The sequence below is a fragment of the Acetobacteroides hydrogenigenes genome, from assembly GCF_004340205.1.
In the GTDB taxonomy this organism is placed as follows: domain Bacteria; phylum Bacteroidota; class Bacteroidia; order Bacteroidales; family ZOR0009; genus Acetobacteroides; species Acetobacteroides hydrogenigenes.
This window is the reverse complement of the sequence record NZ_SLWB01000007.1, coordinates 37014-62073: the sequence shown is the minus strand read 5'-3', so window position 1 is coordinate 62073 and position 25060 is coordinate 37014. Positions and strand designations below refer to the sequence as shown.

22 protein-coding genes are annotated in these 25060 nt (G+C 42.1%); 10 read left to right on the top strand and 12 right to left on the bottom strand.

Annotated elements, in window-relative coordinates; translation table 11 throughout:
• Nucleotides 1–7: 7 nt before the first annotated feature.
• On the bottom strand, nt 8–349 hold the full coding sequence (locus CLV25_RS08590; protein ID WP_131839235.1) for a hypothetical protein: 342 nt from the start codon (nt 347–349) through the stop codon (nt 8–10).
• 255 nt (nt 350–604) lie between these two features.
• Between CLV25_RS08590 and cas6 the strand changes: the two genes are divergently transcribed.
• Nucleotides 605–1450, top strand: coding sequence for a CRISPR-associated endoribonuclease Cas6 (gene cas6, locus CLV25_RS08585; RefSeq protein WP_131839234.1), 846 nt, complete (start codon nt 605–607; stop codon nt 1448–1450).
• Nucleotides 1451–1552: 102 nt separating this feature from the next.
• Nucleotides 1553–2335: a sulfite exporter TauE/SafE family protein gene (locus CLV25_RS08580; protein WP_131839233.1), complete on the top strand. Its 783-nt coding sequence runs from the start codon at nt 1553–1555 to the stop codon at nt 2333–2335.
• Here the strand turns inward: CLV25_RS08580 and CLV25_RS08575 are convergent, their stop codons facing one another.
• The 6 genes from CLV25_RS08575 to CLV25_RS08550 all read right to left on the bottom strand — a co-directional run bounded on the left by CLV25_RS08575 (nt 2336) and on the right by CLV25_RS08550 (nt 10139).
• A complete protein-coding gene (locus CLV25_RS08575) occupies nt 2336–2773 on the bottom strand; it encodes a hypothetical protein (RefSeq protein ID WP_131839232.1) in 438 nt (145 codons plus the stop codon).
• 248 nt (nt 2774–3021) lie between these two features.
• A complete protein-coding gene (locus CLV25_RS08570; protein ID WP_243649610.1) occupies nt 3022–5091 on the bottom strand; it encodes a M3 family metallopeptidase in 2070 nt (689 codons plus the stop codon).
• Between the two features lie 770 nt (nt 5092–5861).
• On the bottom strand, nt 5862–6344 hold the full coding sequence (locus tag CLV25_RS08565) for a PaaI family thioesterase (protein ID WP_131839230.1): 483 nt from the start codon (nt 6342–6344) through the stop codon (nt 5862–5864).
• A gap of 29 nt (nt 6345–6373) precedes the next feature.
• Nucleotides 6374–7159: an amidohydrolase gene (locus tag CLV25_RS08560; RefSeq protein WP_131839229.1), complete on the bottom strand. Its 786-nt coding sequence runs from the start codon at nt 7157–7159 to the stop codon at nt 6374–6376.
• Between the two features lie 79 nt (nt 7160–7238).
• A complete protein-coding gene (locus CLV25_RS08555) occupies nt 7239–8057 on the bottom strand; it encodes an aminotransferase class IV (RefSeq protein WP_131839228.1) in 819 nt (272 codons plus the stop codon).
• Between the two features lie 39 nt (nt 8058–8096).
• Complete coding sequence (locus CLV25_RS08550) at nt 8097–10139, bottom strand: thioredoxin domain-containing protein (RefSeq protein ID WP_131839227.1); 2043 nt, start codon at nt 10137–10139, stop codon at nt 8097–8099.
• A gap of 289 nt (nt 10140–10428) precedes the next feature.
• On the opposite strand from CLV25_RS08550, the gene CLV25_RS08545 reads away from it, so the two are divergent.
• From CLV25_RS08545 to pyrI, 5 genes are all read left to right on the top strand, one after another.
• A complete protein-coding gene (locus CLV25_RS08545) occupies nt 10429–11886 on the top strand; it encodes a TlpA family protein disulfide reductase (protein ID WP_131839226.1) in 1458 nt (485 codons plus the stop codon).
• 268 nt (nt 11887–12154) lie between these two features.
• Nucleotides 12155–12916 (top strand): hypothetical protein, encoded by a 762-nt coding sequence (locus tag CLV25_RS08540; RefSeq protein WP_131839225.1) that lies wholly within the window; start codon nt 12155–12157, stop codon nt 12914–12916.
• Nucleotides 12917–13522, top strand: coding sequence for an IMPACT family protein (locus CLV25_RS08535; RefSeq protein WP_131839224.1), 606 nt, complete (start codon nt 12917–12919; stop codon nt 13520–13522).
• A 35-nt stretch (nt 13523–13557) separates the two neighbouring features.
• A complete protein-coding gene (pyrB, locus tag CLV25_RS08530) occupies nt 13558–14478 on the top strand; it encodes an aspartate carbamoyltransferase (RefSeq protein ID WP_131839223.1) in 921 nt (306 codons plus the stop codon).
• A 6-nt stretch (nt 14479–14484) separates the two neighbouring features.
• Nucleotides 14485–14946: an aspartate carbamoyltransferase regulatory subunit gene (pyrI, locus tag CLV25_RS08525; protein WP_131839222.1), complete on the top strand. Its 462-nt coding sequence runs from the start codon at nt 14485–14487 to the stop codon at nt 14944–14946.
• Nucleotides 14947–14997: 51 nt separating this feature from the next.
• On the opposite strand, the gene CLV25_RS08520 is transcribed toward pyrI, so the two are convergent.
• Nucleotides 14998–15471 (bottom strand): DUF4293 domain-containing protein, encoded by a 474-nt coding sequence (locus CLV25_RS08520; protein WP_131839221.1) that lies wholly within the window; start codon nt 15469–15471, stop codon nt 14998–15000.
• 142 nt (nt 15472–15613) lie between these two features.
• Here CLV25_RS08520 and rd point away from each other — a divergent pair, with 142 nt between their 5' ends.
• Nucleotides 15614–15775, top strand: coding sequence for a rubredoxin (gene rd, locus CLV25_RS08515; RefSeq protein WP_131839220.1), 162 nt, complete (start codon nt 15614–15616; stop codon nt 15773–15775).
• 29 nt (nt 15776–15804) lie between these two features.
• On the opposite strand, the gene CLV25_RS08510 is transcribed toward rd, so the two are convergent.
• Nucleotides 15805–17259 carry an aminoacyl-histidine dipeptidase gene (locus CLV25_RS08510; protein WP_131839219.1) on the bottom strand — a complete coding sequence of 485 codons (1455 nt, stop codon included), beginning with the start codon at nt 17257–17259 and terminating at the stop codon, nt 15805–15807.
• 206 nt (nt 17260–17465) lie between these two features.
• On the opposite strand from CLV25_RS08510, the gene cysQ reads away from it, so the two are divergent.
• Nucleotides 17466–18287, top strand: a complete 822-nt coding sequence (gene cysQ / locus CLV25_RS08505) for a 3'(2'),5'-bisphosphate nucleotidase CysQ (RefSeq protein ID WP_131839218.1) — start codon at nt 17466–17468, stop codon at nt 18285–18287.
• 61 nt (nt 18288–18348) lie between these two features.
• On the opposite strand, the gene dnaA is transcribed toward cysQ, so the two are convergent.
• The 3 genes from dnaA to CLV25_RS08490 all read right to left on the bottom strand — a co-directional run bounded on the left by dnaA (nt 18349) and on the right by CLV25_RS08490 (nt 22442).
• Nucleotides 18349–19776, bottom strand: a complete 1428-nt coding sequence (dnaA, locus tag CLV25_RS08500; RefSeq protein WP_131839217.1) for a chromosomal replication initiator protein DnaA — start codon at nt 19774–19776, stop codon at nt 18349–18351.
• A gap of 472 nt (nt 19777–20248) precedes the next feature.
• Complete coding sequence (locus CLV25_RS08495; protein WP_131839216.1) at nt 20249–21163, bottom strand: MlaD family protein; 915 nt, start codon at nt 21161–21163, stop codon at nt 20249–20251.
• Between the two features lie 40 nt (nt 21164–21203).
• Nucleotides 21204–22442 (bottom strand): N-acetylmuramoyl-L-alanine amidase family protein, encoded by a 1239-nt coding sequence (locus CLV25_RS08490; RefSeq protein ID WP_131839215.1) that lies wholly within the window; start codon nt 22440–22442, stop codon nt 21204–21206.
• Nucleotides 22443–22478: 36 nt separating this feature from the next.
• On the opposite strand from CLV25_RS08490, the gene CLV25_RS08485 reads away from it, so the two are divergent.
• Nucleotides 22479–25058 carry a putative LPS assembly protein LptD gene (locus tag CLV25_RS08485; RefSeq protein ID WP_131839214.1) on the top strand — a complete coding sequence of 860 codons (2580 nt, stop codon included), beginning with the start codon at nt 22479–22481 and terminating at the stop codon, nt 25056–25058.
• Nucleotides 25059–25060 lie beyond the last annotated feature (2 nt).

The following is a 25060-nucleotide window of genomic DNA, read 5'->3' as shown; positions in this document are numbered from 1 at the left end:
GCTTTGATTATTTTTCGTCGGTTCGTTTCTCCTGCCTATCTCTGCTAGCTACTATAAGATACTCCAGCATTAGAATGAAGATTAGCAAGAAGTAGGATTCCTGTAAGCCCAAGAAATTAAGAAGAACACATACCGACAGCACTGCCAAAAGTACCAATCGCTGCTTGTCGGCGCTTTTAAATGGGCCTTTCCAAATTTTTCGGTAGTACCCAACTCTTACCAGCACGTAGAAAAGGAATAGGAAATTCATCGCAATTCGGCCTGCCGTTGTGCTGAAAAGCATAATAGCCCCACAAGCAAGAACCCCGAGCCCTATCCAATAAATCAACAGTTTATCAGCGTTATTCATCATTCGTCTATTTCGTGCCACAAATGTAGCAAATGGTAATAAGCCTCTAAAATATTATCCTCAATAACCCATCCTCATCAGCACTTTTTTGCCTTTAGCACTATTTTATCGAAAAGATGTGAAATATTTATCCACGACATTTAACCAATCTAGCCTTATTTTATTTAGATTTGTGACATTAACAGAAATCAGCATTATTCTTTAACATAAGAATACAGCCGTTAAAGCTATAAAAATACACTTACAACCAAAAAAATGCGGTTTAGACTAAAACTTCAAGTAGACCACAACTTCGGAAGTATTCTTCCACTCAACTACCAGCTAGAAGTATCTCGGTTGATATATGACATTCTTACAGAAGACAGCTACAACTTTAAGAAATGGCTAAATTACAACGACATCCCCTACAAAAACCATTCGCCTTTTTTTAATTTCTCGAATATAATCGTTGTTGATCGAAAAATTTATGGGGATAGGATGCTCATCCTCTCTGATACAATAGAGCTAACCATATCGTTCCTGTACAACTGCTGTACCGAGGAATTCGTATACTACGCGTTCGAAAATTTGATATTCAAGCTTGGAGATTCCGCTTCCAAAATCCGACTTAAAGTTGTGGGAATCGAGAAGCTCTTTAGCCCCAAGTTTAGCAATAAGATGCAGTTTATTGCCCGATCGCCTATTGTACTACGGAGCTACGGAAACTCTAGGTATGTAAATTTTCTATCGCCTGTCGATACGGATTACAACGAGCTGTTTGCAAAGAATCTGATAGACAAATACCAGAAATACACAGATTACCCCCTTGAAGATCACAACATATACACCTCCATCGAGCTCCTTACCGAACCAAAATCGAAGCTGCTTGGCATAAATGGGCAGCAAAGAGAGCTGGTAAAGGGCTACCTATACCGCTTCACCATCGAAGCCCCCAAAGAGCTACTCGAGGTTGGATATAAAATAGGATTTGGAGATAAGAATCATCTTGGATTTGGTTTCTGCGATATTTTATACGCCACCGATAAGAAGCTAACTCCCATACTGGACATGAACGGGGAAGTTGCCTCTCCACTTAAAAAAGCATCGGCACAGCTGGATTAATGCAAAAAGCGCCACACATCCATAATGCTTTCAACCTTTTTTTGACGCAATATTCGTTTCTTCGTAGCACCAATTCTGCTAATTTGCAGTAACAAAAATAGGATGAGCATTACGACCGCCATAGCGCTTATTACATCTGGCCTGCTTGTTGGTTTTATCAATACGCTTGCAGGTGGAGGAACCATTATTTCGCTATCGCTTTTCATGTTTTTGGGGCTACCACCTGCGGTTGCAAACGGCACAAATCGTATTGCTGTAATTATTCAGAACCTCGTAGCCGTAGGCAACTTCCGCAAGCAAAAAATAATTGACACCGACAAAGGATTAAAGCTCGCCATACCCACAACTATCGGATCGATTGTGGGAGCCAGTATTGGGGTCAATATCAACCAGCACATCTTTGAGATCAGCTTTGGCATAATCATGCTCTTAATGCTGATTATGCTAATCTTTAAACCGGAAAAATGGCTAAAGGGAAATTCTGCCCTTACCAATAAGCCCATATCGGTTAAAAGCTACTTGCTATTCTTCCTTATTGGCATATATGGAGGGTTCTTGCACGTAGGTGTTGGCTACTTTATTCTTGCAGCCGCTGTGCTTGGTTCTGGACTCGATTTGGTAAAGGCTAACGGAATAAAAAACCTAATTGTGCTTTGCTACGTTCCCTTCTCTCTTGTTGTGTTTATTCTAAACGATCAGGTAAATTGGAAGTACGGCCTAATACATGCCATTGGAAATGTAATTGGAGCATACGTTGCCTCGCGATGGGCTATTAAGTATGGCTCAAACTTTATACGATGGATTATGATTATTCTTATAACGGTATCTATTGCTCAAACATTCGGAATTGTAAGCCTGCAATCTCTTGCTCAGATCGTAAAGTAGCTACTGAGCCAAATAGGCAACACGGGAGTCCTTATCAATTGCAAGATACATTCTATGTCCACAGTTATCCTGCAACTCGAAGTAGCTTAAGGAACCCTCGAACACCTGCCGGTTGAAATGCCGCCGGGCTTTACAAAACATGCTCTGAACGTTTTCGTTTATGCTGTAAATCCACTTATTGGCATCGAGCGGATACTTGCCCTTATACCGAAACGAAATATAGGCACGTGTTGAATCGGGCATGAAAGAGATACTGATTTTGGTAGCTGTAGGATTAATGGAAGTTGGTATTAGCCCATCTTTTACTAGGCCATCCTCGTTAGCTTTACTAAGATTATCGTATGTACGTAAGATTTCTTCATCGTTAGTAATAAAAAGCGCCATCAGCACAAAAACGCTGAAGAGCGATGCTAGAAAAGGAATAAGAAACCACTTCATAATTTTAGCGCCTTTCTTTTATTATCTAATGCAAAGGAAGAAGTATTAATGAATCGGCAATCAAATTAAAAGCTAAGAATACCAGCAAAACATCAATATTAACGAAGATTGACAGAAACCAAAAATTACACGTTAAGCTGTTAGCAAAACCAACACTTTTCGCAGAATTAGTAACTGATTATACGCAAAAAAGGCATCTAATGTAAGTAGAACTACATCAGATGCCTAGCTTATGCAATAAAAGCCTTCTAGTTCTTTAAACCGCTTCGCTCCAACAGAGCATCAATAGTTGGCTCCTGTCCTCTGAACTTTACGTAAAGCTTCATCGGATGCAGGGTTCCACCCTTCGAAAGGATGTTATCGCGGAACGACTGAGCCGTTTTGGTATCGAAGATTCCGTTTTTCTTGAAGAGCGAGTAGGCATCGGCGTCGAGCACCTCGGCCCACTTGTAGCCATAGTAACCTGCAGCATAACCTCCGGCAAAAATATGCGAGAATGCCGAAGAAATGGCTGTACCATCAACAGCAGGAAGAATATCGGTTGCGCTTGTTGCGGTGCGCTCGAAGTCGATCACGCTTCCGGTGAAAGCCGCTACTTGCGAGTGCCATGCCATATCGAGCAACCCGAAGCTCAGCTGGCGAAGTGAAGCGTATCCTGCTTGGAAGTTGGAACTTTCCTTAATCTTATTGATCAGATCTTGAGGTATCTTTTCGCCAGTTTGGTAATGGCAGGCGAACGAATCAAGGAATTCCTTCTCAACAGCCCAGTTCTCCATGATTTGCGATGGTAGCTCTACAAAGTCGCGGTACACGCTGGTACCCGAAAGGCTTGCGTACTTGCCGTTGGCAAACATGCCGTGCAGCCCATGGCCAAACTCGTGCAGGAAGGTTTCCAGCTCGCCAAAGGTAAGCAGCGATGGGCGGCTTTCGGTTGGCTTGTTGAAGTTGAACACCAGCGAAACCACCGGACGAACATCCTTCTTACCGTCGTTGTACTGCGAGCGGTAGTTGGTCATCCAGGCACCACCGTTTTTGCTGGCACGAGGGTAATAGTCCATATAGAGCACCGAAAGGAGCTTTCCGTCCTTATCGTAAACCTCGTAAGCTTCAACATCCTTGTTGTAAACAGGAATGCCAGCATTCTTCTTAAACGTAATACCGTAGAGCTTGCTAGCAAGGTTTAGAACACCATCACGAACCTTCTCGAGCTGGAAGTAGGGCTTGATAAGCTCATCGCTTACGCTATACTTCTTATCCTTTAGCTTCTCGGAGTAGTAGGTCCAATCCCAACGCTGCAGCTCGAAGCTGGCGCCGCTCTCCTTAGCGAATTGGGCAACCTCTTCAACCTCCTTCTTACCGGCAGGCAGCGAGGCGTTGAGCAGCTGCTTGAGCAGGCCGTTTACCTTATCGGCACTTTGCGCCATGCGCTCCTCCAAAACGTAGTCGGCATAGCTCTTATAGCCTAGCAGCTGCGCCATTTCGAGGCGAAGGTTCACCGTTTTGGCAACGATCTGCTGGTTGTTATACTTGTTATCCTGAAAACCTCGCGATCCGTAGGCCTTAAAGAGCTTTTCGCGTAGCTCGCGCTTATCGGCATACTTCATGAAAGCCATGTAGCTGGGCATCGACAGGTCGAAAGCCCATCCTTCGAGGTTCTTCGACTGGGCAATTCCCTTTGCCATTTCGCGGGCACCCTCGGGAAGACCGGCCAAATCGGCCTCGTTGGTAATGTGAAGCACAAAGCCGTTGGTTTCGGCAAGCACGTTCTCGTCGAACTGAAGCGACAGATCCGACAGCTCCTTGCTGATCTGGCGGTAGCGTTCCTTGCTCTTCTCATCGAGGTTGGCACCGCTACGCACAAAACCCTTGTAGGTCTTTTCGAGCAGCATCTGCTGCTCGTCGTCGAGCTTAAGGGTGCTGCGCTTGTCGTACACCGCCTTTACCTTGGCGAAAAGCTTTGGGTTTAGGCTGATATCGTTAGAAAAGTCGGACAGCATTGGCGCAACCTCGCGAGCTACGGCCTGTAGCTGCTCGCTGGTTTCTGCCGAGTTGAGGTTGAAGAACACGTTGGCAACACGCTCCAAGTCCTCGCTGCTGCGCTCTAGGGCAACAATGGTATTCTCGAACGTTGGTGCGGCCTTGCTTGCCACGATATTATCAACATGCTTCTTCGCCTTTGCAATTATCTCCTTAAAAGCAGGAACGTAGTGCTCGGGCTTAAACTGTTCAAAGGGTGGGGTCTGAAAGGGAGTATTCCACTCCACAAGCAGCGGGTTGGCAACCTTTTCCTTCTCCTTTGTTTCAGCAATTGTACTCATACTAAATAGCAGTAAGATTGTTGGTAAAACTATTTTCTTCATAAAAAAGTTATGTGGTTCGAGAGCCAAAGGTAGCAACTTGGATTTTACGAACCAACTTGCGCCAGCTAGACCGCTAACTTCTCATCAACAAGGTTTTATCACAAGAAAAATGGAGCTTTGGATACTCGAAACGGCATTTCCGATTGGAAAAACCTACGCCAGTACACCCGGACGCTTAATTCCGAGAGGAAATTGTCACGCCGGTACGCCGGAGTGCAAAATTCCGATCGGAATTTAACACGCCAGCACAGCAGCGTACAAATTTCCGAGAAGAATTTAACGTGCCAGCGCGGCGGCGTACATTTTTCCGAGAGGAATTTAACGCACCGCTGCGGCGGCATACAAATTTCCTCGAGGAATTTAACATACCAGCGCAGCGGCGTACATTTTTCCGAGAGGAAATTTACCTCAAGGCCTTCAGGGGGCGTCTGTAGCAGGCAGAGGGGATGCTAGCCTGAATTCAAAAGGATAAACGCCCAATAGCAGCATGTTATCCTCCCGTTTTTGACGGGAGGCAAGGGGTGGGTTTGTTCGTTTAAATCACCATTTTCACTCCACTTTGCATTCTTAACCCACCCCTACCCCTCCAATGGAGGGGATAACCAGTTTCAATCTTGCGTTGATGCGTACTATCAATCCTTTTCTTTCAAAAATATTACTAGTTATCACTTAACTTGGCGGCTCGTATGGGATACGCCATAGTCCAACTAGCAGCCTAAACCTGTTAACTACTCCTCGTAAAAGGCTTCGATCCCCGGATAGTAGAACTTTTCCTTGGCCTCCTGCTCGTTAAAGATGAAGTAAACGGCTTCGGCTTCGGCCATCAGCGTTCCTTCTCCATTTAAAATTTGAGCCTTGATGGTAGCAAGCCGTCGGTTTACCGAATCGACCCAACCCTTAATAGTTAAAGCCCCACCATCGAGGTAGATAGGCTGGCGGTACTTTACGTTGATGGACGAGGTAACCCCGGCCGTCTTACACTTTACGTTTACCACCCAGGCGGCCACCTCGTCGAGCAGCGTTGCCTGAACACCACCGTGCAGCACGTTAAAGTAGCCCTCGAAACGCTTTTGGGGTTCCCATGTGGCAACAATGCAGTCGCCATCCTCGAAGAACTCCAGCTGTAGCCCAATCTCGTTGGCTGGCGAACAGCCAAAGCAGCGGTAGTCTTTTGGGTGATGCTTTACAAATGGGTTTACAATCTTTTTCATCAGCAGTATAAAAGGTACACCAGATCGGCTTAGTCTAGTATCTGAAAGCGATCGCCATCGAGCATTACAGGGAACTTTTTCCTGAAGTCGAGCAGATCTGCCATCGAAAGCGTAACCGTTTCGACTCCGGCGACACTTGGCGTCAAATTGGAAAGGTACCCTCCGCGCGAATCGATAGCGGCCGAATCGCCCGAATAGGTAAGGTTGGCCCCATCGACCCCTACCCTATTTACGCCCACCACGTAGCACTGATTCTCGATGGCGCGGGCCAGCAGCAGCGTTTTCCAAGGGAAGCTGCGGGCGGCAGGCCAACTGGCGATGTAGATTAGCAGGTCGTACTCGTTCTGGTTACGGCTCCAAACCGGGAATCGGAGATCGTAGCAGATAAGCGGACAAATGCGCCAGCCCTTATACGAAACAATTAGCCGCTGGCTTCCGCCGTTATAGTGGTTATGCTCGTTGCCCATCCTAAACAGGTGGCGCTTGTCGTAGGTATGTAGGCTGCCGTTAGGCTCTGCAAAAAGAAGGCGGTTGTAGTACGCGCCGTTCTCCTTAATAATAGCGCTACCCATTATGGCAACGTTGGCCGATTGCGCCTTTTGGGTGATCCAGGCAACAGCCTTACCGTCCATTCCCTCTGCAAGGACCTCTGGAGCCATAGAGAATCCGGTGGTAAACATTTCGGGAAGCACAACCAAGTCGGCATTAGCTGCATTCTGATCGACAATCGCATCAAACATCTGCAGGTTAGCATCCACATCGTGCCACTTTACGTCGGCCTGAACCAGGCACACCTTTAAATCCTGTTGTTCCATTCTATCGTTTTCTTATAGCTTGCAAAATAGCAAAAAACGGGGTTCGCCAAATCCTGTTCGACGGGCAATACGATACCTTTTAAAGGTATTTATGCCGAAAAGATGCTCTGTCGTGTGCAATTCGACCCTGATAGCATTGGGATATCACCTCGACAATCGGAATCGGTAAGGAAAGATGATGCTCGGCAATTTGGGCAATAGGCAGCACCGATGGCGAAGTGCCCGAGATAAATCCGCCCATCAATTCACCGAGTTCATCAACGCCAACGGCTCGTTCTACAAACGGAAGGTTGAGCCTCTGCAGCTCCTCTAGGATTACCTGACGGGTTATGCCGCCTAGCACATCGCCAAGCGGAGCCGTTAGCACGGCAGCTGCACCATCAATAAAAAAGAGGTTGCTACGGCTACCCTCGGTTATTTTCTGCTGATGGTTTACCAAGGCAACCTCGTAGTACCCCCCATCGGCAATAGCAGCATCGGCCCGGCTGCGCAAACCTTGATTTAGAATTTTGGCATTGGGATTATTCCTCTCCTCGTACAGCAGCCCAACCGACACTCCTTTACGGTACATCTCGTCCGATGGATAATGGCTTCCAATAAAACCGGCATAAAAGTCCACACTATCTTCAAATACATTTATCAGATACTTCAGATTGCAGCTCTGCACGCCATTCTTCTGGGCAAGACCAACCAGCAGCTTAGCCAGCAGCTCTCTGTCGAAGCCATACGAAACTCCTGCCAAGGCGCACGACGAAAGAAACCGATCGAAGTGCTCGTCAAAAAAAACAGGCAACCCGTCAATAAAACGGATCACCTCGTAAACTTGTTTTTTAGAAACCTCTAAAGGCTGAATATCAACTATCGAATCGTTTCTTACGATGTAGGAAAACTCAAACATTATCGAAATTTTATAACCCCAGCAAGTTATAAAATCAAGTTATAAAATATAGCAGTTTCGTAGTTCAAGGGCGTCCTCCTTAAGGTCGCATATGCTGCCTTCGAAAGTTCGACAAACGCTATCAATGCATAAGTAGATGGAGGTCCCCCCCTCTTTCCATCTATTTTTAAATATGGCTCCATCCGAAGGGCTTGTTGATCCAAAAAACAGCGTATTGGGCAGGTATGCCTTATCAAGCAGATGCTTCTGCGTAAGGGCATCTGAACCAACCAGCGTTACCTCGGCAGGAGCAAACGTAAGGTTAAGCAGAAGCATTCCCCAGTTAGCAATAAAAGGACCTGCCCCAGACATCTGATCCTGCATGTTGGCAAGCATCTGCACGGCAATCTGCCTATACTTCGTATTGCTCAACGCTATTGAAAGGTAAAAAAGCGACCTAGCCAACGACGAGTTGGAGGATGGCATAACACCATCAACAACATCCATCTTACGCCCGAGTGGGAGTTCCACTTCCGAAGAAGTATAGAAGAACATCCCCGATTTTTCATCGAAGAAATCGGAAAGACACACATCGACCAACCTACGCGCCTTTTCGATGTAGTCAAAATCGAATGTTACTGAGTACAACGAAATATATGCATCTACTAGAAAGGCATAGTCGTCGAGCATGCCGGCAATCTCTTTATTTGGGATAGGTGATGTTCTAAACAGCTTTCCATCACGTATCATGCTTTGCTCTATCCTACCAATACACTCAACGGCAACCACCAAGTATCTGGGCTCATCGAATACCGCCGAGGCAAGCGCAAATGACTTTATTGCTAAAGCATTCCACGAAAGAATCAGCTTAGTGTCAACACTTGGTTTCTGGCGCAAAGAACGAAAACAGTAGAGCTTTCGTAGCGAAAGATCTAACCGATCAAGAACCTGCTTTTTGGTCATTGAATACTTTACGCTCAACTCCTCGACCGACATGGCAACGTTAAGAATATTTCGGTTGCATTCTACATTGCCAGCTCTCCGAATGCCAAACCTATCGCAGAACAAGTTGGAGTCTCCATCCAACACCGAGCATATTTCGCTAAAGGTCCACTGGTAGTAAGCCCCTTCTCCATCGGCAGAATCGGCATCTACAGAGCAATAAAAAAGCTTATCCTCCGAATATAGCTCTCGCAGTAAAAACTCAAGGGTTCTCAACGCTACCTGCTTATATCGATCGTTTTGGGTGTGCTGATAGCCATGCATGTAAACCAGCGCCATCAATGCATTATCGTAAAGCATCTTTTCGAAATGTGGGAGAAACCACTGAGCATCGGTGGCATAGCGATGAAAACCACCGCCTACATGATCGAGAATCCCCCCTTGACTGATTCTGTCGAGAGTCAGGAATACCTGTGCCAAAACCTCGTTATCGCGCATATGGTAGCCATACGAGAGCAGAAATTCTAAAGAAGATGGCATTGGAAACTTAGGAACCGATAGAGTCCCCCCCCAATGAGTGTCGAACTTTCGCTTCCATGGCTCTACGATTAAGCGAAGGAACTTCGGAAGGTAGTCGAGCCCCTGACGCTTTTCCTTTATGATATCTACGCTTTTTATACCCTCTGATAGATCATCCGCCATCTTTTCCAGCCTTCTCCTGTCGGAACGAAAAAGTTCATTCACCTTTTCGAGGATGGAAATCCACTGCTGTTTTGGGAAATAGGTTCCTCCAAAAACAGGCCGGCCATTAGGTAAGCATATAACATTAAGAGGCCACCCTCCATTTCCGGTAATTATCCTTACCGCACTCATATATTGCTGATCGACATCGGGACGCTCCTCCTTATCCACCTTCACCGAGATGTAGTGGCTATTCATTACCAAGGCTACCTCTTCGTCGTCAAAGCATTCTCGTTCCATAACATGGCACCAGTGGCAAGCAGAATAACCGATGCTGACAACCATCAGCTTATCTTCCGCCATTGCTTTTTCAAAAACAGAATCGCGCAACGTGTACCACAAGACAGGATTATGAGCATGCTGCAACAAATAAGGGCTTGTCTCGTCGATCAAACTATTCGTATGCAAGGAACCATTCATTTTACAAACTTAAAATGTTGTCTAAACAACCTTTAAAGGCTTAAGTTGCTCTTCGTGCATTGCCCTAAGGTGTTTTTCCAAATTATTAACAGTAGCTTAAGCTGATATTTTATGTATAAAAAAACCGTTGTCAATGATTGCCAGGAAGAATCCCTCCAACACTATACTGCCAGCTTAATTATATCGACAATATTAACATTTCTTCAAGAGAATTGTTTAGAAAAAAGGGGCGTAAATGAACCAATAAAACCCCTATTTTTGTGAGAAGACATATCATCAAGTACAAGCCATGAAGAAAACCATAGCATCACTACTAATTTGCCTTTCCCTTGCTAGTGGAATACTTGCTGCTACTATACAGAGCAATAAAAAAAGTACCGAATCAGCAAGCAAAGGAAAGCATCGTATCGAAATTAAGATTAACGGCATAAAGAATGCAAAGCTTATGCTGGGGTACTACTTCGACTCGTCAAAATATGTAATGGACACGGTACCTATAAACAACGAAGGGGTGGCTGTTTTTAAAGGGGACTCGCTTATCTATCCCGGTGTGTACATTGCTATTTTGCCAGACATGTCCAATTTTGATTTCCTAATAGATAAGGACAACCAAGAATTCACGGTTGAAACATCGAAGGATGACCTTTGGGGAACTCTTAAGTTCAACAATAGCAAAATAAACTCCGACTTCATATCGTACCAAAAGTACATGAAAGAAAAACAACAACAAGTCGTAGCTATTCAACAAAAAGGAAGAGAAAACCAAGCGAACCCAGAGGCTCAAAAACAAGTATCAGACGACCTTAAATCCATAGATCGCGAGGTAAGAGCAAAATGGGCAGAACTCCGGACAAAAGAAAATGGCAACCTTCTTGCACTACTAGTTTCACTTGTAGAGGCTCCTTCTATGCCCGATTTTAACATTCCAGAGAATGAGCCCAAAAAGGACTCTATTCTTTGGTCAAAAAGATACCTCTACCAGAAAGAGCACTACTGGGATAACATAAATCTTTCAGATCCTAGACTTCTCAGAACGCCTATATTTAATTCTCGACTTCGCAACTACTTTACCAATATTCTTATACAATCTCCAGATAGCCTAAAGCCAGAGGTCGACAAGTTTCTAGCAAAAACTACTGGAAACAAAGACGTTTATCAGTACTGCGTCAGCTACCTGCTGAACTACTACAACAAGTCAAACATCATGAGCCATGATGATGTATTTCTACATATTGCAGACAAGTACTATCTTTCTGGTAAGGCTCCTTGGGCTACAAAGGACCTCCTCTCAAAACTTGCCGAACGCGCGGATAGAATACGACCTAATCTTATCGGAAAAGCTGCTCCAAACCTTGTACTTGAGAGCGAAACTGGCGAATATCTTGCTTTAGACCAGGTGAAAAGCAAGTTTACCGTTGTTTACTTCTTCGAACCAGGCTGCAGCCACTGCCAACTAGAAACCCCTAAACTATACGATCTATACAATAAGACACGCAACAATGGAGTTCAGGTTTACGCCATTTACACCCAATATAAGAAAGATGAGTGGACAAAGTATCTTACCGAAAAAGGGTATGATTGGCTCAACGTTTGGGATTCGAATAACAATTCCAACTTCCGTACTCTATACGACATAACATCTACCCCTACAATCTACCTTCTCGACAAGGACAAAAAGATTATAGCAAAACGCATAAGCGTAGAAACGCTGGAAAAAATTCTTTCTGAACTTAATTCTAAGCAATAAAAAAGCGACCAATATTGGTCGCTTTTTTATTAACTCTGCAATTAAACTGCTTCACTTCACCCTTATATTTCAACCACATACATCGACTATTATGCTATCTGTTGATAAATAATTTCAAAAAAAGTGATAGCGAAACAGCATTTTCCCTATCTTCGCACAAACAAAACAGACGATGGGCTTTTTGCTGCTAAGTATAATATCATCTACCCTTATCACTCTAGTTTTTAAGTTGGTCTCACGACGGAAGATTGATATTTTTAGTTGCATCGTGGTAAATTATCCAATAGCCAGCCTCCTCGGATTTGTTTTCGCAAATTTTTCAGGAGGCTTTTTTTTGACTCCAAAACTCGTAAGTGCCGCCGTTGTCGTCGGCATTTTATTTATATTCACTTTTAACCTTGTTGGAACTTGCACGGCAAAAGCAGGCATGAGCATCACCACTATTGCCAGCAAAATGTCGTTAGCTATACCCATTAGCATTTCATTCATATTTGACAATCAAGATAGCATTACATCAAATAAAATTATAGGCATAGGCCTTGCTATTGTTGCTGTTGTGCTTACCACCTTCAAAAAAAACGACAAAAAAGATAAAGACCTAGCGGCAATACTTCTCCCTGTAGCGCTCTTCGTTTCGATGGGATTAACCGATTCTATGGTAAAACTAGCGCAGCTTACAGCTGTTCCAAGCCAATACAGCTCCAATTTTTCGGCAATTGCATTTGGAATTGCCGGATTTATTGGCCTCTCAATAATCCTTGTGACAGGTAAATCAAGCAAGTTAAAGGATAGAAACACCTTACTATTTGGAACTGCACTAGGCATTGCAAACTTTGGTTCTCTGCTATTTTTCCTATATGCACTAAACTCAAAAGTAGCAAGTTCCATTATTTTTGGTATTAACAATGTATCCATTGTAGTACTATCCATTACAATAGGCATACTATTTTTCAAGGAAAAGCTATCTGCAATAAATATAGTAGGTGCTTTTGCATCTATAATCAGCCTAATTTATTTAGCATCTATCTAAATGGACGATACTTACAAAACAATAGAAGAAAAGGCTGAAGGAATATACAAGGAGAAAGGCAGTAAGTTTATTGCTTACGCCTATCCTATTGTAAGCGAGGATGAGGCCAAAGAGATTGTTCAAGGTTTAAAGAAAGAATTCTACGATGCCCGCCATCACTGTTACGCCTATAGGATTGGAGCAAAAGGCGAATCGTTCCGAATGAACGACGATGGCGAGCCATCAAGCACCGCAGGGCGCCCGATATATGGGCAACTCCTGTCGTACGATGTTACTAATATTCTTGTAGTGGTAATCCGCTACTTTGGAGGAACTAAACTCGGCGTATCCGGGCTTATAAATGCATACCAATCAGCCACGAGCGACGCGCTACAAAATGCTTTAATTGTTGAGAAGACTGTTGACATAACATTCACCGCCCAGTTTGGTTATCCAATGCTCAACGAAGTAATGAAGGTGATTAAAGATGAGCAGCCCAAGATTGAGCACCAAAATTTTGACAACAGCTGCACCATTCGGATGAGCATACGCAAAAGTCGAGCAGAGGTACTCGAAGCCAAACTTGGCAACATCGAAGGACTTAGCCTCGATATAGTTGGAAAATAGTTAATCATTATAAGAAACACAACAGCAACCAGGTAATGAAAAACAAGAGCCTAGTATCTATTAACGATTTCAGCAAGGATGAAATCATTCGGATTCTCGAACTAGCCGAAAAGTTCGAGAAAAATCCGTCGCAAAGAGTACTCGAAGGCAAAGTAGTTGCATCGCTATTCTTCGAGCCATCAACCCGAACTCGCTTAAGCTTCGAAAGCGCCATTAATCGTCTTGGAGGCCGAGTGATAGGATTCTCCGAAGCTTCAAACACGTCTGTTTCAAAAGGAGAAAGTCTTAAGGACACCATTCTTACCGTAGCAAACTACAGCGACTTAATCGTAATGCGCCATCCAATAGAAGGTAGTGCACGTTTTGCTAGTGAAGTTGCACGTGTTCCTGTTATCAATGCGGGTGATGGGGCCAACCAGCACCCAACCCAAACCATGCTCGACCTATACTCTATCCGAAAAACACAGGGAACACTTGACAACCTACACATTGTAATGATCGGAGACCTAAAGTACGGCAGAACGGTACACTCTCTCCTTCAAGCTATGTCACACTTCAACACAAAGTTCACCTTTGTATCCCCCCCAGAACTAAAGCTACCCAACGAGTACAAGCTATACTTAAAAGAAAGAGGGCTTTCTTTTACTGAAGAAACAGAAATAGGGAAAACAGTTGACGACGCAGACATTGTTTACATGACTAGGGTACAGCGCGAACGTTTCTCAGATCTAATGGAATATGAAAAAGTTAAAAACGTATACGTTCTAAAGAACGAGATGTTTGCTAGTTCAAAACCAAACATGAAAATTCTACACCCACTTCCCCGTGTAAATGAAATTAGTGAGGATGTTGATGACAACCCACATGCATACTATTTTACTCAGGCTTTAAATGGAGTATATGCCCGTATGGCAATTATGTGTTCAATACTAGGATTGGAAAAAGAAATAAAGTAACTAGCAATGAGTACCGAAAAACAGCTAAAAGTAAGCGCCATCAAGGATGGTACTGTTATAGATCACATTCCTGCTGCAAATCTTTTTAAGGTAATCAAGATCCTTCATCTCGACGAATGTGCCAACCAAATAACTTTTGGAACAAACCTCGAAAGCAAGAAGCTCGGAACAAAAGCCATCGTTAAGATATCCGATAAATTCTTTGAGGAAGAAGAAACCAACAAAATTGCGCTAATTGCTCCCGACGTAAAACTTAATATCATTAAAGATTACGAGGTTGTAGAAAAAAGAGAAGTTTCCATTCCCGACGAACTCGTAGGCATATGCAAATGCGCAAACCCTAAGTGCGTAACCAACGTCGAGAATGTAAAAACTCGATTTATGGTAGAAGATAAAAAGAAAATCTCGTTACGTTGCCACTACTGCGAAAAGCTTACCGAACAAGATCAAATTGTTGTTATCGCATAAAAGAAAAAGGGGCCTAAGGCCCCTTTTTCTTTTACTATAGAGTCTAACATCCTATTTTTTTCGGGTTCTAAAAGACGATGCAATAACCATCGCCTCATCCTTTGCAATTCCTCTATACGCTAAATAGTAGAGCACAATCGAGAGAAGAGGAAACGCATCAACCACCGATAGAGCCATTGTACTATTTCCAACCACAGCTATGGAATAAATATAGTATCCCATAAGAATAAGAATACCAAAGTTCAGGAACATTGCAAAAAAACAGATTCTAATCTGAAACATTCTACGACGATACAGAAATATAACTAAAAAGCCAACAACAGCGGTTGCTATAAGGATTACAGCCAACGGCCAAGTACTAACCATTTTTTCTAGCAGCCCATTGCCAATCTGAAATAAACCATTGTACTTTAGAATTAATTCCTGCCCATCAGTTGTCAAAAATGATGCAAGTTTCGAAAAAAAAAGGATTACGGTTATTACCTCTGCTACTAAAAGATAGAGGGTTTGAATACGTTGTATCATTGGTTATAGTCGTTTAATTGTAGGCACAAATATAACCATTCCAACTTCATTTTTATTTAATCAGCAATAGGAACATAAAACATTAGGTTTACTTTTATGTTGAAATAAGAAAACAAACGCAAGCACACATAAAATTAGCGCAATGAAAAAGTATCGTTGTAAGGTCTGTGGACTCATTTACGATCCTGCCATAGGAGATCCTGCATCAAACATCCCCCCGAATACGCCCTTTGAAGACATCCCGAACACGTGGCATTGCCCAATATGCGGCGTAACGAAAGATGATTTTGTTGAAATTGAATGATAATAAAAAAGGACCACAAGGTCCTTTTTCTATTTTAGATCTTTAAGAACTTCCAGCAGTAAATCCCAATACTTTTGAGTCGATTGAACATCAAGACGCTCCTCTGGAGAATGAGCGCCGCGGATTGTTGGGCCAAAAGAGATCATATCCAGATCGGGATACTTCTCTAAGAATAAGCCACACTCTAAACCTGCATGTATCGCTCTAACAATAGGCTTCTCTCCAAAAAGTTTCTTATAGGCATGCTCAGTTATTCTAAGTATCTCGGAATTTGTATTTGGCTTCCATCCAGGATAACCATCAGAATGAACTACTGACGCATTGGCAAGACGAAATACGCTTTCAACCATTTGAGAAATATCAACCTTCGACGAATTCACAGAACTACGCTGACTGGTTGTTACTACAATCTTCTCCCCTTCTACCATTTTTACTGAGGCCAAATTAGTTGACGTCTCAACTAAACCTGGCATCTCAAAACTCATAGCAATAACGCCATTAGGACAGGAGTACAGCGCATTTAACAAGTCGAACTGTACACTTTCACATATTGCTTTTTCGGGAATTTCAACCTCTGACAAAGAAAGGGCTACACCACCATCTGTAAGTGATAGTTCTGACTTCACATCTTGTTCAAACTCCTTAAAATCGGCAACAAGGCTAGCAGTACAAGCAGGATCAATGGTAAAAATGGCATAGGCTTCGCGTGGAATAGCATTCCTAAGATTTCCTCCATTAATCTCCGATAGGCATAGGTCGTACTTCATTGTAGACTTCCACAAAAATCTATTGAGAATCTTTATCGAATTCCCATGTCCCTTGTGAATATCATCACCCGAATGACCTCCTAAAAGACCTTTAACGTCCATCCTAAAGGCTACATAGCCACTCGGTATTGGACGATTATCGTAATCAAAAGTTGCCAATGTGTCTACTCCACCGGCACATCCAATAAAGAGTTCACCTTCATCCTCTGAGTCCAAATTAATAAGAGTTTTTCCTGTAAAGAATCCAGGTTTCATCTCAAAAGCACCAGTCAAGCCTGTTTCTTCATCAACGGTAAAAAGGCACTCTATGGGGCCATGCTCAATATCATCGCTAGCCAAAAGAGCAAGCTGAGATGCAATGCCAATCCCATCATCAGCACCAAGCGTTGTTCCATTAGCCTTTATCCAATTACCATCAAGGTGAGGTATTATTGGATCTGTTTCAAAATCATGCACAACATCGCTATGTTTCTCACAAACCATATCCATATGGCTTTGGAGTACAACAGGTAGTAGACTCTCTTTACCCTTTGTTGCTTTCTTAAAGATTACCACATTCCCTATTTCATCTCTTTTAGCCTCAAGTTTATTCTTTTGGGCAAAATCAAGTAGGTATGCAATTATCTTATTCTCCTTTTTAGAAGGACGAGGAATGGCGCAAACTTCAAGAAAATACTTCCAAAGTAAGTGCGGATGTAATTTTTCTATTTCAGACATCGTATTTAGTTGTATTTAGTTAACCGGGTAAACATATAAACTTTTTAACTCTTAAAATATGTTGAATATCATGTTTTGACTTTTTTGACCGTATAACGCGATAGATTTTCCCCCTCGAAAAAATAAAAACATGATGTCTTAATGTTTTTAATAGTAATTTTGCCACATAGCCTTACTTTAAAGGGCATCATCGAAATATTCTTATTATGCTTCAAGAAGTAGAGATTAAGCACCTCCTTTTAGCTGCCATTCAAGCAGCTGTCCAAGCAGGGCAAGCAATTCTAGACGTATACCATTCTGACGATTTCCAAGTTAACTTCAAATCCGACAAGACTCCATTAACCTTAGCAGACAGGCAGGCCCACGAAGTCATTAAAAAGCATCTAAGCAAAACGCACATTCCAAGTCTTAGCGAAGAAGGACGCAATCTACTCTATGAAGAACGAAAAGGATGGGACCTATTTTGGCTTGTAGACCCGCTTGATGGCACAAAGGAGTTTATAAAGAGAAATGGAGAGTTTACGGTAAATATAGCCCTAATAGCAAACAACTACCCTATCATGGGGGTTATTTACTCCCCAATATTTGAAACACTATACTTTGGATATACCAACTACGGCTCTTATAAACTCTGTAGTGTAAAACCAAATAAACCTTTAAGCTTTAATCTGGACGAATTAATAGGACAATCAGATCGTCTCCCTATTGTTAAAAGTAAAGATCGGTTTACCATTACATCTAGCAGATCTCACCTCACCTCCGACACCGAAATCTTTATTGAGAATAAGAAAAAAGAGCACCCTGATCTAAAGATAATACCACAAGGAAGTTCATTAAAAATGTGCTTTGTAGCAGAAGGCATTGCAGACTTATACCCGCGCTTGGCACAAACCTCTGAGTGGGATACAGCAGCAGGACAAGCCATTGTAGAAGGTGCTGGAATGAAAGTCATTTCAGCCATTGATGGAGAACGCCTTCACTATAACAAAGAAGAGCTCAATAATCCTTGGTTCGTATGCTGTAAATAGTTCTGTATAAAAAAGGGAGCGGACCTTATTCTAAGGTCCGCTCCCTTTTTTATGCGTAAGTTTAATACTTTATCCTCTTCTCAATTTCGTCCATCTGAAGCTTAAAAGATTTATCCGTTTCTATAAGGTTTGAAATTGTCCTATAAGCATGCAGTACCGTTGCATGATCCTTACCTCCTATTGTTGAGCCTATTGTCGAAAGCGATGATTTCGTTAGGTTCTTGCAAAAATACATTGCAATCTGACGAGCTTGAACTATTTCTCGTTTTCGAGTTTTTGAACTGAGTAAGTCTGTTGGAATATTAAAGTAATCGCAAACAGACTTCGTAATATAGTCTACAGACAACTCTTTTGCATGATCTTTTACAAAGCGCTCAACAACTTGAGCAGCCAAGTCCATTGTTATCTCACGCTTTATAAGCGTTGCCTGGGCAAGCAACGAAATTAGAGCCCCCTCTAGTTCCCGAATATTAGATGTAATAGAACTTGCAAGATATTCAATTACCTCATCAGGAATTACAATTCCATCATTGTAAATCTTCCGCTTCAGAATTGCCACTCGTGTTTCAAAGTCTGGCTGTTGAAGATCGGCCGACAAACCCCATTTGAAACGAGTTAAAAGGCGCTGTTCTAGACCTTGAAGTTCAACAGGAGCTTTATCCGAAGTTAAAATCAACTGCTTACCCGATTGGTGTAGATGGTTGAATATATGAAAAAAGGTGTCCTGAGTCTTCTCTTTTCCTGCAAACTCTTGTACATCATCTATAATGAGCACATCTATCATTTGATAGAAATGAAGAAAATCGTTAACCTCATTCTTGATTACTGCAGCAACATACTGATTTTGGAACTTATTCGCATTCACATAAAGCACAAGCTTATCCGGGAAACGTTCCTTTACTTCTATTCCGATTGATTGAGCCAAATGCGTCTTCCCTAAACCGGATGACCCATAGATGAAAAGAGGATTAAAAGCAGTCTTCCCTGGATTTTGAGCAACTGCATAACCTGCAGATCTTGAAAGTTTGTTGCAATCGCCTTCTACAAAATTCGCAAAAGTATAATCAGGATTAAGTTGAGGGTCTATCTCCAACTTCTTCAATCCTGGAATAATAAAAGGATTCTTGATAGAACCTCCCTCACTCTGGATAGGGAATGGAACTGGCTTATTTTTGAGTTCTGTCTTATTTTGAGCTGGATATCTTACTGTAAAAGGCTTGCTATTAGACACTTTATTATTGTCCATAACAATGCTATATTCAAGTTTTGCATCAGGGCCTAACTCTTTCCTTAAAGTTTTACGCAAAATATCGATATAGCGCTCCTCTAAGTATTCATAAAAAAACGGGCTAGGTACCTGAATTGTAAGAACATTACTATCCAGCCTAACGGGCACAATAGGCTCAAACCAAGTTTGATAACTTACTGCCGGCACGTTATCCTTGATAATTTTCAAACAATTAGTCCAGACTTCTTTATAGGTGTTCATGTTACGAACCTTGAATTTTTTTTACAATATTTAATGACGCCCTTATTTTAAAGAGCAAACAAAAAAATTGCATACAAAAATGTATAAAACAATTTCGAAAAAAAAAGGAGGTACATCTTGATTTTTTCGAAATCCTTGCAACTTCCTGTAATGCTCAATAAATAATTGACGGTATAAACAACTTACGACAACATCAAATTCGACGCAATCGGACTTTTAAGTTAAATATAGTAAAGATATATAAAAACCACTTTAACATTATAGGGTTATCAAAAAATCAATCAGATCTTAAAAGATTACAAAACAAATCATTACAAATAAGTACAAAGGGTGATTTTTGTAAAAAAACGAAAAACAAAACGGATACTAACAAATAAAACAACCATTAAATACTTGCTGTCAGACGTTTACATAAATAACTAATAATAAATTAGTTATATATAAAATTCAAAAATAATCACGAGTATTACTTTTAGAACAAAGAAAGACGAACATATCGCTTAGGGTTCCTTTTTAAGTCTACGGCTAAAGAATCTATAGAAATCGCCAACTTTAACACCTGGTCGTGAATTGAAGATTCGTATACGAACTTACCCAAAGAACCTTGCTTACTATTAATGTGAACCAATAAATCTTTCAACTCTTTCGAAGAGCCTTCCAAATTTTTAATAGCGGCATTAAGGTCGTTCACAGATAGAGAATCTGAAACGTTTTTAAAGTTATTCGCCATATCCTTAACATCAGAAGCGGCTACATTTAAAGAAGCAACTAGTTGACTTGCCTGGTCTATAACATTAGTCACCTTATCCTTGTTTTGATCAAGAATATAACTTGCATTTTGAGATGCTGCATCTAAATTGGCCAGAGTTGATTTTACATCGTTAATAGTTTGTGCATCAAGCAACGTGTTTACGTTCACCAATGTTTGTGTCAACTCCTGTATTGCTACATCTACCTTCTTTGAAATAGGAGATAGATCGTCAAGAATAGAAGGTGCAAAAGAAGCCATTAAAGTATCACCTCGTACGGCTGGTACATTATAGCCTTCAAACTGTAGCCGAATTGCTTTAGAACCCATAAAGTCAGTGTTGAAAATTTCGGCAACAGCCGTTTTGGGAATCTTTATTCGTTTATCAATAGCCAACTCTACAACAATTTTATTGGGGTCATTTTCATCCAAGGTTATGCCATCAACAACTCCAACCTTATACCCATGAACAAAAACAGGGGCCGACGTTTGAAGGTTTTCAATTTGCTGGTATAGTACGTAGTAAGAGTTTGTTGAGCCAATAATATTACGCCCCTTCAGAAAATTAGTCCCCCAAAAAATAGCGACTAAGCTTAAAACTATAGCAATACCAATTTTTATCTCTCTAGAAATCTGCATAACACACTGGAATTTAACAAAAACATACCATAGACCACTACTACATTTTAAGCAAAGCTTCTTTAATCGTTATAAGACTACCGCCTTCAAACGCAACTACAAAAGCATCTCGATGGGTTCTCTTTACCTTTTTCAAATAAACATTCGCTTCAGTCAGATTGTTAAATGAGCCTATGCAATACTTGTAAACCCCATTAACAAGAAACTCTTCAGCATCTTCCCCCAAGCTCCTTTTTTGAGATTTCGTCAAAGGAACACCCTTTGAACCCGCTATTTGAACTCTAAAAACGACAGGTAATTTTTCTATCGAATCTCTTTTAGCTACTAAAGATGTTTCTGAAACAGCATTCCTTGCAACAAAAGCCGTCGTGGAATCCTTTTTGGGAGAGGCTGACTCCCTAGGAGGAAGTTCTACGTAGTTTTTCATCTCATAGTTTGCCTTATAGGTTCTAAAGGAGCGGTATATCCCCTCAGCAAGCTCGTTCTGGCCTGTTTCTGTAAGCATGTACTGTTCATCTTTGGAATTGGATATGAAGCCTAGTTCAACCAATACGCTAGGCATGGCGGTTTTCCAAAGCACAAGGAAACCAGCCTGTTTTACACCTCTATCTGCCCTACTGGCCACGTTAGTTAACTGGTTCTGGACTAGCTGAGCAAAAAACAAGCTTTGATCTAAAAATTTGCTCTGCATCATAGAAAAGATGATGTAGGATTCTACAGATTTTGGATTAAAACCTTCATACTTCGAATTGTAGTTATCCTCCATTATTATGGCGGAGTTTTCGGTAGCAGCAACATCAAAGTTATCGGCACTTTTATGTAATCCCATTACGTAGGTTTCGGCACCGTAAGGAACTGTACTCCTATTCGAGTTTGCATGTATAGAAATAAACAAATTCGCATTGCTCTTGTTTGCAATACTACTTCGAACGTCAAGAGGAATGAACACGTCCGAATCACGCGTATAGACCACTTTTACATCGCTATGATTTTCGGAAATTAACTTACCTAACTTTAGCGCTACAGCTAAAGTTACATCCTTTTCCAACGCATTTTTCCCTTTTGCGCCTGGATCTTTTCCTCCATGACCAGCATCTATAACAACTTTTGTTAGCGAAGTACGATTGCTGCTTTGCCCATACCCTTTATGACTATAAAGTCCTATGGCAAATACACATACCAACAACAAGACTAAATGTCTGGTAAAAAATGCTCTATTCTTTACACAAAGCATTAGAGTAATATTTGATTTTTGTTTAGTTTTGAGGGTCGTTTCCATAATGACATAGAGCAAATTTAATCAATATTTATAAAGTTGAGCAGGACGACCTTAAACTCTGTTAGAAAATTAGCATTTGCGCTAGTACTTCTGCCTTCAATTTATGCCGCGAGTGGCATAACGGTAGAGAAGCCCATAACTTACAGGGCTTCAGTTGGCGCTGATACTACTTCGGCTGACACCGCTAGTAAAAAAAAGGAAGAAATTGATGATCCAATATACTCAAATAGCGAAGACTCTATTGCGTATAACTTCAAGGATAAGAAAATGAGCCTTTATGGAAAGGCTAAGGTGAAGTACCAAAAATCGCAACTTGATGCAAATTTCATAGAACTTAACACCACCAATAAGGTTGTTTTTGCCAAAGGAACACCCGACAGTACTGGACGATTAGCAGGAAAACCCGTCTTTACAGATAATGGTGAAACCTTTAACATGGAAACCATATTCTACAACTTCAACACGAAGAAGGCAAAAATCACCAATATTGTTACAGAACAGGAAGAAGGATACTTGCACAGTTCTATCACCAAGAAGATGCCCGACAACAGCATCAACATAGCAAGCGGCAAGTTTACCACCTGCGAGCACGAGCATCCGCACTACTACCTTAACGTATCGAAAGCAAAGGTTATACCTAATAACCGAATTGTTGTTGGACCATCGAACCTTGTGATTGAAGACGTACCTCTTCCGCTATTTATCCCTTTTGGCTTCTTTCCAAACACCAAAGGAAGAGCTTCTGGCGTGCTACTCCCAACCTATGGGGAAGAGCGCACTCGAGGTTTTTACATCGGTGACGGAGGATACTACTTTGGAATTAACGACTTATGGGATCTAGAACTCCGAGGTTCAATATACACGCTGGGTTCTTGGCAAGCCAGCGCAACTACACGCTATAATAAAAGGTATCATTACTCTGGATCTTTTAAGTTTCAAGTAATGCACAACGTTATTGGGGATAAGGGTTCTACAGACTACTTTAAGAGCAACGACTATACCTTTAACTGGTCTCACACACAAGACCCTAAAGCTCATCCAGGAACAACCCTTTCGGCTTCGGTAAACTTTAGCACTTCGGGAGCACGCTACTTTACCTACCAAAGTCCTAAGCAAAATCTTTCGACATCGGCAAGCTCGAGCATCTCTTACGCTAAATCTTGGACCGACAAGCCGTTCAACCTTTCGGTTGGTCTTACTCACTCACAGAATAATACGGATAGCGTTTATACCTTTGGATTACCAACTCTATCGTTTAACGTAAATCGCATTCAACCATTCCTGCGTAAGAAGAATACCGATGGTAAGGTTAGATGGTACGAGAGATTTGGTCTTTCGTATTCGGGAGAACTTAACAACCAGCTTACCATTAAAGAGCGCGACCTTTTTGATGGCAACTTTAAGAACAAGTTCAAGAACGGGATCAGACATTCGGTTCCCCTTTCGTATAACTTTAACCTGTTTAACTACCTCAATTTTTCGCCTAGCGCCAGCTACAACGAGCGCTGGTATTTTAGCACCATCCAAAAGAGATGGAACAACAGCGCCAAAAGGTTAGAGATTGACACCGTTAAAGGTTTCAAACGAGCCTACGACTATAACTTTGGTGTTGGAACTTCAACTACCCTGTACGGAATGTTTACCTTTAAGAAGGGAAAGGCGATACAAGCAATCCGACATAAGATAACGCCCTCTATTAGCTACTCGTACACTCCAGACTTTGCAAATCCAAAATATGGATTCTTTAAATCTGTTCAGACAGATACGCTTGGCCACACCCAACGTTACTCGATCTTTGAACAAGGTATATACGGAGGCCCTTCGGCAGGAAACTCCAGCGCCCTTAGCTTCTCGCTTGGCAACAACCTCGAGATGAAGGTTCGCTCGAAAAAGGATACCCTAACCGGATACCGTAAGATAAAGATACTCGAGAACCTCTCGTTCTCGGGGTCGTACAACTTCTTGGCCGACTCGATGAAGCTCTCGAACATCAGCTTTAACGGCAACACACAGCTTTTCGAAAAGCTTTCGGTATCGTTTGGAGGAACATTTTCGCCCTACGCCATTGCTCCTAACGGGCAAATCACCAAAGAGTACCTTTACCATAAGGATAAAAAGCTGGCAAGGTTAACCAACTTCTCGTTTACGCTCGATTGGTCGCTTTCGGGAGCCGAATCGAACAACGTGAACACCGCGAATGCCAGCCAAAACCCAATAGTCAGCCAACGAAGCATCGAGGCTGGAATGCCGGCATACATCCCTTACGCCAACTTTAACGTACCTTGGGATATTCGATTTGGCTACACGTTTAACTACTCGAAGCCGGGAAAGTTATCTACAACCAGCCAGATCTTAAACACATCGGGCAACATCCGCATTACGCCCAAATGGGCTATTAACGCCAGCTCGGGCTACGACTTCACCATGAAGAACGTTTCGTTCACCCAAATAGGAATAACCCGAGATCTACACTGCTGGACCATGAGCTTTAGCTGGATTCCAATTGGACAATTCCAAAGCTGGAACTTCTCCATTAACGTTACCAAAGGAGCGCTCCGCGATGCCCTTAAGTACAAGAAGAACGAGAGCTACATCGATAGACAGTACGGTTACTAATC